Here is a 14,282-nt window from a genome sequence, read left to right on the forward strand (position 1 = left end):
CAATTATACGGACTTTATCCAGTACCACGTTGAATATCTTTAATAATAATTTTATTATCAATGACACAATATTTTTATAGTTTAACCATTGAAAGAACACCTATTTACTTAATCATTACTACATTGATAGAAATAATTATCATCTTTTTTGCATTTATACAACTTTTTGAAAAGAAAGATAGTATAGAACTAAAGACGGCCAAAAGATATTTAATAATTGGTTGTTTGACTGGTTACTCAACTTATTTATCACTTTATAATCTTTACTTTTTTATGGCAGAAGAACATCAAATTAATTTAACTACTTTTTGGGTTGTTAGCTTTCTGTTTCTATTAATATGTGCAAGTGCGCATATTTGTAAACTATTATTAATGGTAAGTAAGCCCTCATGGCTAAAAGGTAATAAATACGTTTGGATTATGGTGTTAAGTGTTATAGCATCAACAATTTATGTTCAAAAAATTGTTGAATATATATTAATTCCTAATGTTGTAGAGTCCCATTTTGTAATCATAGGTAGTATGTTAATGATATTTGTTGCTAACTCATTAGCAACTCAATATTTCTTGTTTTATGGAGAGGTCTATACTGCAATAGAAAATACAAGTAAGCAGGAGAGTATATAATGGAATTAGACGTATTGATAATGCCTCACATAGCTAGAATGGAATTTTCTATTCATCCAGATTATTGAAAGTATGAGATGTACTAAAGAAGTGTTTATTTCGAATAATATTTATATATAGATGGCATGCTAGTTGTTGGATCAAATTTTGCCTCTGAAAAATCAATGTAAAGAAAAAATAGTGGATTCTGGCGTTGATCTCGGAGTTATGGCTGCCACAACAGGAACATCAACTGCTATCGGTGCAAGCATTGGTGGACCAATAGGGGCAGGATTAGGTTTGGTAGTTGGAACAGGGATATCAATCTTATCTGAACAAAAATTAGTTAGAGGTAAGTCTGCTACTGATATTGTTAAGGATAAAGCTAATGAAAAAGTGAGCGCTATAAGAAATTCTGATGTGTGGAAGAATTCCAAAAATTTGGTAACTGATAGTATTAATAATAAAAATTTCGGAAAATCAATAAGCTCAATATTTTCATAAAGGAGGTAAATTTTAAATGGAAAATTCACTGAAACAGATGAAAAAACCATCTATACAAGTAATGAACGTGTTGTCAATATTGTTTATATTAGCGGCAGCTATCCAATATCATTATAATCTTACATTAGAAAATACACCTAAATATTTATTAATTACGACGGCAATTTCGCTTGTAATCAATGTATTAGGATTATTACAAATGTTCGAAAGGAAAATAACAACCCCAATAAAACAAGCAAGAAGATATTTAATAGTTAATATTTTAACTTGTTATTTTACTTATGTAACAGTATATAATTTGTATTTTTTTGTAGCAGCTGAACATCATTATTATTTAGATAAATATTGGTATGTTGGATTCATTACTTTATTTGTATGTAGTACGTCCCATGTTCTAAGTCTAATTTTGATGAGCTTTTATCCAGACTGGTTAAGAGTGGATAAGGTTATAGTAATAATAGTATTAAAGGTCATAGCATCATTAATATATGTTCAAAAAATCATAGAATATATAATAATTCCCAATATTGCTGATTCTCATTTTGTATTTATGGTATCTATTATCATGATTTTTGCATGTAACTTTTTAGTTTCTCAATATTATTTATTATATGGAAGAGTATTTACTGATTTTAATAAACTAAGTGAAGATAATAAAAAAAGATATGGAGTCAATAAATAATGGAATTAGACGTATTGATAATGCCTCATATAGCAAAAATGGAATTTTCTATTCATCCAGATTATTGGGAAGATGATATGAAAAGAGTTAAAGGTTATTTATGTCGTACGATAGTTTAACAATGGATTTCACCATACTACCATATAATAAATGAAATAGATGAAGTGAATTGGGTTGATGTAAAAGTCAAGGTATGGGAGGTATCTACCACATAATGGATATTCTACTTATTATAATCGTATTTGGTCTGTTTTATTTAGTACATTTTACATCTGTTATGCATTCAGGTGGTCTTAAAGTATTGCCAGTAATGACATATATTATAGCGTTCATTTTATATTTAATACCTGTGATTCTCATAAAAGAAGAAAGTGCAAATCAGTTTGAAAACTTGATGCTCATATTGAATATAGGTGTGTTACTGTATGGAATTATGGGTGTAAGGGGATTATGGTCTAGACCCTTAAAAATAAAGATTCAAGAGTTAAATAAGGCACCAGATAAAATGATTACACAACAGAAGTATGACAAAATTGAAAGTATGAAAATTAATTTAGACATAGCTAAATATAAAGGAATCATATCACTACTGATGTCGTTGATATTTATGATCACCATGTCAATTAAAGCATCCTCACAGTATAGAGAAGATTTTGCAATTGGAAATTTTTTCATACTTTATATTTTTATCGCACTATTTGTTATTTACATAATCATAGATATCATTTTAAGAATAATAAAAGGACGATGGAGACTTATTTCTATAAGACCATTATTGATGTCAATATGGGTAATTATTCTCATTATGATTTTAATAATACATAGGTAGGGAGATAAATACATCGACGTTTTTGAGACAACATTTAATACATAGTACTATTGCACAAGAAGAGGGGGGGATTTACACTCTCTTTTTGTGATAAATAAATGATTAAGAAAAAATTCATCCACAGTGTTACCAAATAGTCTTGCCAAATTAAATGCTAATGTCTATGTAGGATCACATATTGTTTTCTATTACATTAATAATTAGTTATTATCCCGATATATGTGAGAATGATGTTACCTAAAAAAAGAAACTACAATTTTAAAATATGTTGTTTTTCTAGTATCGAATATATCGCACACCTCAATTTCTACCGTTGTTTAATATGTTTCTTCTCATTAGTTGAGTCATCGTATGAAATCATTTTGCATTTCTCCACTCACCAGTGTTATAATTTAGTTAACAAGGAAACTAGCATAGATGCACCAATCCCCTCACTATTGCCGTAGTGAGGGGATTTTTAGGTGTGGCTATGGTCGCCTATTTATTATTGCGATTACGTAGCCAATGCGTGAATATCGCAATAATACAACCACTGATGACTGTGGTCGTGATGTGAACAAGGATTTCTAGCATAGATTAGCACCTCCTCTCTACGCCTAAATTGACGCCTGAGAGATAGGCGACCAGTATATTATATCATCTCCAAATACACGCTGATAGTTTAATTCAAATAAGTAATTTTATAGTAATATTTCCCAAGATTTAACCTATATACTGTTCTTTTTATTACTCAATTTATCAAAATAGATGATGATACTTATATATCCTAAATGCTTCAAAACTGAGAAGTATCACCTACATGCACTATCTAAATTATGCTATAATGTGGTGTATTAATTAGAAGCTAAGGTGAGGCAAACGTTGGATAAGAATATACACATTCAAACGAAGCAAGTCTTAAAACAAAATGGTGAAAAACAAAAATTTGAATTTGCTACTCAAGGTTCTTGGCAAACAAAGAATGCAGATTATATTCGTTACCAAGAAAAAATTGAAGATGCAGTCGTTAATGTAACGATTAAAATCGAAGCGCGAGGCGTCAAATTAATACGCAAAGGCGATATTAATATGAATCTTCACTTTGTAGAAGGTCATGATACGACTACACTTTACGATATTCCAGCTGGACGTATCCCTTTGACTGTTAGAACACGTAGTATCTTGCATTTTGTGAATGAAAATGGTGGGAAGCTAAAAATTCAATACGAGTTACATCAAATTGATGAAAAAATGGGCTCATATCAATATGAAATTAATTATAAGGAGATAGGCGAATGAATATTATTGATCAAGTAAAAACAACTTTAATACAAGAAATTGAAACAAGTATTAAAAAAGCTGGTCTTGCTGAAGATATTCCAGATATCAAAGTTGAAATACCAAAAGACACTAAAAATGGAGATTACTCAACTAATATCGCAATGGTATTAACTAAGATTGCGAAACGTAACCCACGTGAAATTGCTCAAGCGATTGTTGACAACTTAGACACAAGTAAAGCGAATGTGAAGCAAGTAGATATCGCGGGTCCTGGTTTTATTAATTTCTATTTAGATAATCAATATTTAACTGCAGTTATTCCAGAAGCGATTGAAAAAGGTAATCGATTTGGTTATGCTGAAGCATCTAAAAATAAAAATATCTTATTAGAATATGTTTCTGCCAACCCAACTGGCGATTTACACATTGGTCATGCAAGAAACGCTGCTGTTGGTGACTCACTAGCTAATATTTTAATTGCAGCAGGTTACAATGTAACACGTGAATATTATATTAATGATGCTGGTAATCAAATTACTAACTTGGCACGTTCAATTGAGACACGTTTCTTTGAAGCGCTTGGTGATACAAGTCATGAAATGCCTGCAGATGGTTATAATGGTAAAGATATTATCGAAATTGGTAAAGACTTAGCTGATAAGCACCCAGAAATGAAAGATTATTCTGATGAAGAACGTCTTAAAACATTTAGAAAACTTGGTGTTGATTATGAAATGGATAAATTGAAAAAAGACTTAGCTGATTTCAATGTCCACTTTGATAATTGGTTTAGTGAAACATCACTATATGAGAACGGTGCTATTGATAACACATTAGCTAAAATGAATGAACTCGGTTACACATATGAAGCGGATGGTGCAACTTGGTTACGTACATCTGATTTTAAAGATGATAAAGACCGTGTGTTAATTAAAAAAGATGGTAATTACACTTATTTCACACCAGACACTGCGTATCACTACAACAAAATTAATCGCGGTAACGACATTTTGATCGATTTAATGGGTGCCGATCACCATGGTTACATTAATCGTTTGAAAGCAAGTTTAGAAACGTTTGGTGTAGATAGTGATCGTCTTGAAATACAAATTATGCAAATGGTGCGTTTAATGCAAGACGGTGTCGAAGTGAAGATGAGTAAGCGTACCGGTAATGCGATTACCTTACGTGAAATTATGGATGAGGTTGGCATTGATGCTGCACGTTACTTCTTAACAATGCGTAGTCCGGACTCTCATTTTGATTTTGATTTAGAACTTGCAAAAGAAAAATCACAAGATAATCCAATTTATTACGCGCAATACGCACATGCACGTATTTGCTCAATCTTGAAACAAGCAAAAGAGCAAGGTGTTGAAGTTACAACTGATGCAGACTTCTCAACAATTACAAATGAAAAAGCGATTGAATTATTGAAAAAAGTAGCTGAATTTGAATCAACAATTGAAAGTGCAGCAGAAAGTCGTGCACCACACCGTTTAACGAACTATATTCAAGATTTAGCATCTGCATTCCATAAATTCTACAATGCTGAAAAAGTATTAACAGATGATGCAGAAAAAACGAAAGCACATGTAGCTTTAGTAGATGCAGTTAGAATTACACTACACAATGCATTAACATTAGTTGGTGTATCAGCACCAGAAACGATGTAATCAAGAGAATTATATAAATTTTGATATCACCCTCATAAATTTCGATTTGTGAGGGTATTATTATGTAAAGATTGGAGTGAGTGTATGCTAACGCTTACGACTGAAGCACTTTATAACATCTTATTAAACAATATGGGCCCGCAACATTGGTGGCCGGCTGAAAGCCCTGAAGAAATGATGCTTGGTGCGATATTAGTGCAAAATACGAATTGGAACAATGCAGATATGGCGCTAATGCGTTTACAGGAAGAAACCTGTTTTGATCCTCAAACCATTTTGGCTTTACCATTAAATGAACTACAAGACATTATACGTTCTAGTGGCTTTTTTAAAAATAAAGGGAAGGCCATTCATGCGTTATTCAATTGGCTAAGCCAATACAACTTTGACTATGATGCCATTGCGCGTATGCATGGTGATACGCTCAGACAGGCATTGTTAAACATACGTGGTATAGGTAGTGAAACGGCTGACGTGTTATTGGTGTATCTTTTTCAAGGAATCGAATTTATTCCTGATCGATATACACGACGCTTGTATCATAAATTAGGCTATTCAAACACAGAGAATTACGATAAATTTAAAAAGCATATAACACTACCAGATTATTTTACAAATCAAGATGCCAATGAATTTCATGCATTATTAGATAACTTTGGGAAACATTATTTTAATGGCAAAGGAAAGCAGAAATATACGTTTTTAGATCATTATTTTATAAAAAATGATTGACTTTAACGTTACGTCATAGTGCATACTCCTGAGTAGATGAGTGAGGTATGAATGATATTGAAAATAAAACAAAGTGGAGAATAATACAATGTTAAATCACAACTATTTTACACCGAGTGAAGTGAGCAAAGTGACGACGGTTAGTACAAGAACATTGCGTTACTATCATGAGATTGGTTTACTAGTACCTAGTTATGTAGACGATAATGGCTATCGCTACTATCATTCACAAGATATTGCAAAGCTACAAACGATCTTATTTCTTCGACAGCTCAATTTATCTCTCGAAGATATTCAATTATATTTTCAACAAAGTATTACTAATAAAAATGCAATATTAGAAGATAACTATGCCCAAATTGTTCAACGACGTAATCAGCTAAATCAAATCATTGATTACCTCAAACATCATCTAATAAATCATAGAAACGAGGAGATTAATATGGACCAATTCAATCAATTTGATGTGACAGAACAATATGATAAAGAAGCTGAATTGAAATATGGCGATACGGATTATTATCAGTCATATAAACAACGTAGAAATCAAATGGATGATTCTGATAAGCAGAATAATGATAAAGATACAAATGACCAATTCAACCAATTTTTCAATGAAATGAATCACTTATTAGAAAATGGCTACGCAGCGGATGATGTGCATGTATATCAAAATATTGAAGCTTTAAAAGGCATTTTACAACGACAAGTGCCTAATGCGGATAATCAATTTTTAGAATATATCGCACTTACTTATGAAAGTGATGATCGCTTTGCTAAGAATATAAATAAACATCGCAATAATCACTTGAATGAGTATATCGCAAAAGCAATCCAAGCGTATATCAAATAAAGTGTTTCCTTCAATCCTTTATTATGTAATGATTATACTGAATCATATTTAAAGGAGACGCTATAATGATTGAGTCGTACCAATTATTTTGGAGAAATTATTTTAATGTACAAGGTCGTACACGTAGACGACATTACTGGTATGCAACACTCGCGAATATTATTGTACTCATTTTATTAAGCATACTTACCGACGTACTCACTTGGATAGTTGGCGGTGGCGATATGTTTTTCAAGATTATTTATGAAACGATTGATGTCATTATTCTAATCGGAACATTCACCATGTCGGTGCGTCGATTTCATGATGTTGGACGTACGATGTTAATACCATTAATTATGTTAGTGTCTATGTTACTAAGAGGATTAATTGTATTACTCGAAACGATATCTGATACGTATTTAAATCAATTTTACGCTGATGTTTCTTTAATGGCTTCAACTGTAGTCGTACTTGTTATATCAGTTATATTATTAATTATCTCTATTTTCGCATTAATTTACTGCATTGCGGATAGTGAACAAGGTACAAATGAATATGGACCTAACCCCAAAGCATAGTGAGTGTTAAAACTAAGCATTGAATATTTCTAAATTTAGAAGTATTCAATGCTTTTTTACTACTGATTATTTCTCAAAATAAGTGATAATATAAAATTACACAATTAAATATAAAAAAGTTAAATTAATATTGAATAATATTTGTTATGATTAATGCATACATATACTAAAGATAGAAAGGAATGTGTAGTCGTGTTAAATAAAAAAATGTGGATAGTACTATGTATAATGATGCTGGTACTTGTCGCTTGTGGTCAAAATAATCAACACAAACAAGCAAACAATGAGAGTAATAAATCAGATTCAAATTCAAAAAATCAGTCATATCATCGTATCGTGTCACTTATGCCTAGTAACACGGAAATTCTTTACGAATTAGGACTTGGGAAAGATATTGTTGGTGTTTCAACAGTAGATGATTATCCTAAAGATGTTAAAGAAGGTAAGAAACAATTTGATGCAATGAATTTAAATAAAGAAGCATTGTTAAAGGCGAAACCAGATTTAATATTGGCGCATGAATCTCAAAAAGGGACGTCAAAAAAAGTGTTAGATAGTCTTGAAAAAAATGGTGTCAAAGTGGTTTATGTGAAAGATGCACAATCTTTAAATCAAACATATGATACTTTTAAACAGATAGGTAAAGTCACTGGACGTGAACGTGAAGCGCAAGACCTTGTAGATGAAACGAAGCATAACGTTGACAAAGTAATCAAGTCAGTGCCGAGACATCACAAATCACAATCTGTTTTCATGGAAGTGTCTTCTAAACCAGAAATCTATACAGCGGGTAAACATACATTTTTCGATGACATGTTGACACAATTAGATGCTAAAAATAGCTTTTCAAATATAGAAGGTTGGAAGTCAGTGGATAAAGAAAGTATCATCAAAAAGAACCCAGACATTTTGATCTCTACAGAAGGTCTGTCTAAATCAGATTACTATAAAATCATTAAAAAGCGTGATGGTTTCCGTCAAATTAAGGCAGTGAAAAATGGACGTATTGAAACTGTGAATGGTGATGAAATTTCACGTCCGGGTCCTCGTATTGATGAGGGTTTGAAAGAATTACGTGATGCCATTTATAAACGATAAATGGCTATAAAAAGGTAACACTGCACATTCGTAGTGACTAACTAAATAGAGAAGACGCTTGATATTAAGTGCTTATCTTTACGTGGCTGAAGCCTCAATAAAAAAGCATTTCATCAAGAAATGCTACAAGCTAGGCAAGCTGGGAGTGGACGACGAATTTTAAAAGAATTCTGTTCCAGTCCCATTCTTTTATATCATCAGTTATAATAGAAGAAATTATAGAAAGATAGTTGATGAGTTGATAAAATGACAAGGAATATTTATTTCACAATGCTAGGTTGGATCATCTGTTTAATTGGTGTGATAACACTCTATTTATTATGGGATATGGGTAATTTAGCAGATTCATTTAATCAAATGATATTGCTGAAAGTTAGATTGCCACGAATTATTGAAGCTATGTTAACGGGTGCAATACTAACCTTAGCAGGCCATATGTTTCAGACTGTGTTGAATAACCCATTAGCGGATAGTTTTACATTAGGATTGGCTAGTGGTGCAACGTTTGGCTCAGGTTTGGCCATTTTTTTAGGATTATCTTTTATTTGGGTACCTATCTTTTCAATTGGCATCAGTATTATCACACTATTAATTGTATTGATGATTGCAGCAACTATATCTCGTGGTTATCCGGTGAAGATTCTTATTATTACTGGATTGATGATTGGCGCACTTTTTAATGCATTCTTGTATATTCTTGTGTTAATTAAACCTAGTAAGATGAATCAAATCGCAAATTACTTCTTCGGGGGATTCGCGGCGGCAGAAACGAGAGAAGTTATTTACATAGGACTAATAGCTATACCTTTTATCATCATTTTATTTACTATGATACCTGGGATTAAGTTATTACAATTAGGTGAGTTGAAGAGTCAATCATTAGGTTTAAATGTGCAACAAGTGATGTTTATCGTACTTACTTTAGCGTCTATGATAACGGCAGTTGCAGTGGCTTATACGGGGATTATTGGTTTCATCGGTATGGTTGTACCCCAATTGGTAAGACGTTATTATTGGCGATTTACGTTAGGAATTCACATGGTATTAAATTGTTTAATCGGTGCTACAATGATGTTAATTGCAGATTGGGTAGGCAGTACGTTAATTCATCCTGTACAGATACCTGCTAGTATTATATTGGCTTTAATTGGTATTCCAACATTGTTTTACATTTTGCTTAAACAATTTAGACGTACTTAAATACACATTTGATCACAGCATACTTATGTTGGGTTATTATCTTAAAGAAGACTTTTTGATAAAATGAGAATAATTATAGAGTTAAGAGGGAATTGACAATGGACTTAAGTCATATAAAAGCAGTTGTGTTTGATTTAGAAGGTACATTATTAGATAGAACAAAATCTCGTGATAAATTCATTGAGGAACAATACGAACGATTTCATGATTATTTCGTACACGTTCAATTAGCGGATTTTAAACAGAAATTTATTGAATTAGATGATGATGAAGATAATGATAAACCCGATTTATATAAGGCAATTATTAAGCAGTTTCATATCGATCGTTTAACGTGGAAAGATCTGTTTAATGATTTTGAAATGCATTTCTATCGCTATGTCTTCCCTTATTATGACACGTTATATACTTTAGAGAAATTATCACAAAGCGATTATGTTTTAGGTGTGATTGCAAATGGTAAATCTAAAATTAAACAGTTTCGTTTACATTCATTAGGTTTAGGGCACGTGATTAATTATTTATCAACTTCTGAAACAGTAGGATTTCGTAAACCCCATCCTAAAATATTTGAAGATATGATTCACCAATTAGATGTTCAGCCAGAAGAAATTATGTATGTCGGTGATGATGCTTTAAATGATGTAGCACCAGCACGTGCGATGGGCATGGTAAGTGTGTGGTTTAAACATGATGACGCTGAATTAGAACCTTTAGAAGAAGAAGTTGATTTTATTATTACAACGAGTGAAGAATTATTATCAATATTACCAATTCAAATCAAACAAGGAGGAGATGCATAAGATGGATTTATTTACTAGAAAAGGTGGTTTATCCCTACATTACGATACTATGGGTGAAGGCTACCCTGTCGTCTTAGTACATACAGCATATGAAAATGCTTCTATATTTCAAAATTTAGCAAAAGATTTGGCAAAGTCTTTTCAAGTTGTCTTACTTGATTTAAGAGGACATGGCTATTCAGATAAACCAAGAGAGATTAAATTTATTGAATTTGCAGATGATATTATACAATTATTGGATTATTTGTATATAGACGAAGCAGCATTTGTAGGACATGAGATGGGGGCAGCGATTATTGCTGATTTAGCAGAACGCTATCCTAATTATGTATCATCACTCATTATGGTGACACCAACATCCATTGAAGGCGAATTGCCTGAGGAACGTTTATTTAGAAAGTACTCTCATAAAATTCGTAACTGGGACGATGAAAAACAAAACAAATTCTTAGAAAAGCGTCGTTATCATAAACCAAGAAAAGTGAATAAGTTTTTAAAACATGTTGAAGATACTAATGCTATTTCTACTAAAGAAGAAACGCAAGCGGTTGAAGATGTCTTTAAAGAAGCAGCAATATCAAATGTATTTGAACGTGTGACGAAACCAACGTTAATCATTGCAGGTGAACATGGTGAGCGTATTACAACACTTGAATCTAAAGAAGTAGCCGATTTAATTAAAGAGGCGCAGTTTGATGTTTATGCACAATCAAGTCTATATCCTTTTGAAGAAGAAAAAGAGAAATTTGTTGAAGATGTAACACCATTTATTAAGAAATTTATGCCTGAGCACTAATGACGGGTTTCAAAAACGCCGCCAAAACTTTTTTGTTACATAAAATAACTTAATTTGTAATATTTTTGTAATAATACTGTTATTTAAGTAACAATTAGGGTATACTATGAATAAGCACAAGACGAGAAACAAGATAAAGGAGAGAGTGCTTATGAAAAAATTAGTAGCGGCATTTTTAGTCTCAGGACTAGTAATGACAGGAGTAAGCGTTAATCATGCTGAAGCAGCTAGCGGAAATACAATTCAAACAGTTCAACAATTAACACAAGGTCAAAAATCTCTAGAAAATATTACGCTTGGCGAATCAATCAAAAATGTTTCAAACAAATACGGTACACCGATTTATTCTAAAAATCCAAGTAACAATGAAGGATATTATGAATATCGCACTAATAAAGGTTTACTGGTTGTAACTGCAGTAGGTAAGAAGAACCAAGGCCATGTTACAAGAATTTCTATGACTTATAATGAAGCCAATGGCCCAACGTATAACCAAGTGAAAAAAAGCTTAGGACAAAATGCGATTGCGCGTGTTCAATATAACAAAGTAAGTGGTAACTTTGGTTATATCCAAAAAGGTAACACAAGCTATCAATTTGGCTCAAACTCACCACAAGATAAAAACATCAAATTATATCGTATTGATCTTGCTAAATAATTAAAATTCTATATATGTTATCAATCAATCACTAGGAGTACGACGTCAAATGCCAACTTTTAAATGACGTCTTGCTCCTATTTTTTATGGTTAAACAGAAAATAACGTCAATGTATGATAAAATTTTAAATTGAACCATTAACTATTCGTGTCAATCTAACGAAACTATAGCAAAGGAGTAACCTATGAGAACCAATGATAAAGTGTTACTTGAGAATATAAATGATTACTTTAGTCATAAAGGAATGGCACCTAATTTAATCGATGATATTAAAGAAAATTTGCGTACAGATTTGAAGAAATCTGAATCAAAAGATCAAGATTATCTAGATTATAGAGGTAAATCTCCAGCACAAATTATTTTGATTATTCAACGGAATTTATTTGGGTTACAAACGAATCCTGTTATTTTCTTTATTATGAATTTTATTTTAATTTCGTATCTTTATGATAAACAATACGTGCCATTCCAGGCGGCGACAGCTATTTCAATTTTCTATTGTATTATTATTTTTCCGTTAACGATTTTTATCAATATACGGATTGATAAGAAGAAATTTCTCTATAGTAACCGTTTTGAAATGATATTAGGATATACTGTCGCCATTATTGCATTAATCTTAATTATTATGCGTGCGTTTAATTTAAACTGGGGAATCGTTCCAATCACTATTTATAGTCATCAAGTTGTCTTTTTTATAGGTATTATATTAAGTTTAATAGGTATTTTCTTTAAAAAGATGGAGTACACAGCTATTGGCTTGTTATTTTGTCAAAAGACGGTTGATGCTGTAATCACAAAACCTGAGATTGCACAAATCTTTTCTTTAGTTATTTGGATTTTAATAGTTGTACTCATTATTTTTTACACAATTAAATTATCATCGAGAACTAGGGTTTAGTTCTTAACACATAGACAATCACCTGTATTTTTGAGGTGGTTGTTTTTTTGTTTAAATATTAATTTTATATAATAATTTATGAAATAAAGTTAAGAACATTCATAGCGTAACTTTTAAAGAAGTGGGTATAGTAACAATTAAGGGAGGTGCCAACATGAAAAAAATCGAAACGTTAAACCAAACAAAATTAGCTTATCAAGATGAAGGACATGGCAGCCCCGTTATCTTAATACATGGCTTAGATGGTAATTCTGCAGCGTTTGATTTATTAAACAAACAACTACAAGAGAACTATAGAGTGATTGCATACGATGTTCGAGGACATGGTAAATCATCACGTCCTGATTCATATGATTTAGAAGATCATGTCGAAGATTTATATGTACTAATCAATAAATTAAACTTAAAGAAAGCACATATATTAGGTCATGATATGGGAGGTATTATTGCTAGAGAATTTACTGAAAAGCATGAAAAACATGTATTATCTTTAACCATTATCTCCTCTAAAGCTGAAGATATCGTTCATGGTTTTACGAAATTAATGATTGAGCACCAAGATGAAATTGCAGGGTTTAATAAATCTGAAGCGCTACTGTTACTATTCCCCTATATTTATAAAGAAAAAGAATCAGCGATGAAATGGATTCAACGACAACGATTATATAGTAAACAGAATTCTGAGGATAGTGCCATAGCCAGTAGGGCGCTTTTAAATACAGCATATGTAAATCAAGGGTATACACATTACGTTAAAGTACCTACACTCATTGTAAATGGACGTTATGATCCAATTATAAATGACAAGGAACATTATAAAATCGAAGAACGATTCCAAAATGTTGAAAAAGTTTTATTTGAAGAATCAGGACATGCACCCTATGTAGAAGAAGAAGATAAGTTTCTAGTCTTATATTTGAACTTTTTAGAAAATGTTGAGCAGATAGTAGAAGTAAATCATTAAGTTTAGTTATTTGAGAAAGACAGTTTCTATTGAAATCATTTAGAAATTGTCTTTTTATCATTGTTTTGAATGTATTCAACACGTTTTATATTAAATGTATTAGCTTAAATTCGGCATCGAGCTAACAATATAAAAGTATATAAAACATACTAAGATTAG

17 protein-coding genes are annotated in these 14,282 nt (G+C 31.6%); 16 read left to right on the top strand and 1 reads right to left on the bottom strand.

From position 1 onward, the window contains the following. Positions 1 to 33 precede the first annotated feature (33 nt). The 4 genes from KA878_RS12545 (at position 34) to KA878_RS12565 (ending at position 2,621) form a co-directional block, all read left to right on the top strand. Positions 34 to 627 (top strand): DUF5079 family protein, encoded by a 594-nt coding sequence (locus tag KA878_RS12545; protein WP_312884004.1) that lies wholly within the window; start codon positions 34 to 36, stop codon positions 625 to 627. A 132-nt stretch (positions 628 to 759) separates the two neighbouring features. Further along, complete coding sequence (locus tag KA878_RS12550; protein WP_228480738.1) at positions 760 to 1,110, top strand: DUF3383 domain-containing protein; 351 nt, start codon at positions 760 to 762, stop codon at positions 1,108 to 1,110. Between the two features lie 16 nt (positions 1,111 to 1,126). Beyond that, on the top strand, positions 1,127 to 1,792 hold the full coding sequence (locus KA878_RS12555) for a DUF5079 family protein (RefSeq protein WP_193839689.1): 666 nt from the start codon (positions 1,127 to 1,129) through the stop codon (positions 1,790 to 1,792). A 214-nt stretch (positions 1,793 to 2,006) separates the two neighbouring features. Beyond that, positions 2,007 to 2,621, top strand: coding sequence for a DUF5080 family protein (locus tag KA878_RS12565; protein WP_193839688.1), 615 nt, complete (start codon positions 2,007 to 2,009; stop codon positions 2,619 to 2,621). 477 nt (positions 2,622 to 3,098) lie between these two features. Here KA878_RS12565 and KA878_RS12570 read toward each other — a convergent pair whose 3' ends face one another. Next, positions 3,099 to 3,194 carry a type I toxin-antitoxin system Fst family toxin gene (locus tag KA878_RS12570; RefSeq protein ID WP_011276553.1) on the bottom strand — a complete coding sequence of 32 codons (96 nt, stop codon included), beginning with the start codon at positions 3,192 to 3,194 and terminating at the stop codon, positions 3,099 to 3,101. 288 nt (positions 3,195 to 3,482) lie between these two features. On the opposite strand from KA878_RS12570, the gene KA878_RS12575 reads away from it, so the two are divergent. The 12 genes from KA878_RS12575 (at position 3,483) to KA878_RS12630 (ending at position 14,123) form a co-directional block, all read left to right on the top strand. Then, on the top strand, positions 3,483 to 3,899 hold the full coding sequence (locus tag KA878_RS12575) for a YwiB family protein (RefSeq protein ID WP_193839687.1): 417 nt from the start codon (positions 3,483 to 3,485) through the stop codon (positions 3,897 to 3,899). Then, the gene (gene argS, locus KA878_RS12580; RefSeq protein WP_075109426.1) at positions 3,896 to 5,557 is read left to right on the top strand and encodes an arginine--tRNA ligase; all 1,662 of its coding nucleotides are present in this window, start codon (positions 3,896 to 3,898) and stop codon (positions 5,555 to 5,557) included. Before KA878_RS12575 ends, argS begins: the two co-directional genes overlap by 4 nt. 84 nt (positions 5,558 to 5,641) lie before the next feature. Next, on the top strand, positions 5,642 to 6,289 hold the full coding sequence (locus KA878_RS12585) for an endonuclease III domain-containing protein (RefSeq protein WP_193839686.1): 648 nt from the start codon (positions 5,642 to 5,644) through the stop codon (positions 6,287 to 6,289). Positions 6,290 to 6,377: 88 nt separating this feature from the next. Then, the gene (locus KA878_RS12590) at positions 6,378 to 7,142 is read left to right on the top strand and encodes a MerR family transcriptional regulator (protein ID WP_075109393.1); all 765 of its coding nucleotides are present in this window, start codon (positions 6,378 to 6,380) and stop codon (positions 7,140 to 7,142) included. A gap of 65 nt (positions 7,143 to 7,207) precedes the next feature. Beyond that, positions 7,208 to 7,702 carry a DUF805 domain-containing protein gene (locus KA878_RS12595; protein WP_193839685.1) on the top strand — a complete coding sequence of 165 codons (495 nt, stop codon included), beginning with the start codon at positions 7,208 to 7,210 and terminating at the stop codon, positions 7,700 to 7,702. Between the two features lie 207 nt (positions 7,703 to 7,909). Next, the gene (locus KA878_RS12600) at positions 7,910 to 8,800 is read left to right on the top strand and encodes an ABC transporter substrate-binding protein (RefSeq protein WP_193839684.1); all 891 of its coding nucleotides are present in this window, start codon (positions 7,910 to 7,912) and stop codon (positions 8,798 to 8,800) included. A 246-nt stretch (positions 8,801 to 9,046) separates the two neighbouring features. Then, positions 9,047 to 10,000 carry a FecCD family ABC transporter permease gene (locus KA878_RS12605; RefSeq protein WP_193839683.1) on the top strand — a complete coding sequence of 318 codons (954 nt, stop codon included), beginning with the start codon at positions 9,047 to 9,049 and terminating at the stop codon, positions 9,998 to 10,000. 98 nt (positions 10,001 to 10,098) lie between these two features. Then, on the top strand, positions 10,099 to 10,803 hold the full coding sequence (locus tag KA878_RS12610; protein WP_070854521.1) for an HAD family hydrolase: 705 nt from the start codon (positions 10,099 to 10,101) through the stop codon (positions 10,801 to 10,803). Position 10,804: 1 nt separating this feature from the next. Next, a complete protein-coding gene (locus KA878_RS12615) occupies positions 10,805 to 11,599 on the top strand; it encodes an alpha/beta fold hydrolase (RefSeq protein ID WP_193839682.1) in 795 nt (264 codons plus the stop codon). Between the two features lie 151 nt (positions 11,600 to 11,750). Further along, on the top strand, positions 11,751 to 12,257 hold the full coding sequence (locus tag KA878_RS12620) for an SA0570 family protein (RefSeq protein WP_193839681.1): 507 nt from the start codon (positions 11,751 to 11,753) through the stop codon (positions 12,255 to 12,257). Between the two features lie 185 nt (positions 12,258 to 12,442). Then, entirely contained in the window at positions 12,443 to 13,159 is a 717-nt protein-coding gene (locus tag KA878_RS12625; protein WP_053030736.1) for a hypothetical protein, read from the top strand. A gap of 154 nt (positions 13,160 to 13,313) precedes the next feature. Next, positions 13,314 to 14,123 (top strand): alpha/beta fold hydrolase, encoded by an 810-nt coding sequence (locus KA878_RS12630; protein ID WP_053030734.1) that lies wholly within the window; start codon positions 13,314 to 13,316, stop codon positions 14,121 to 14,123. The last annotated feature ends 159 nt before the right edge of the window (positions 14,124 to 14,282 follow it).

It is taken from the genome of Staphylococcus sp. GDY8P57P, from assembly GCF_017892585.1.
In the GTDB taxonomy this organism is placed as follows: domain Bacteria; phylum Bacillota; class Bacilli; order Staphylococcales; family Staphylococcaceae; genus Staphylococcus; species Staphylococcus borealis.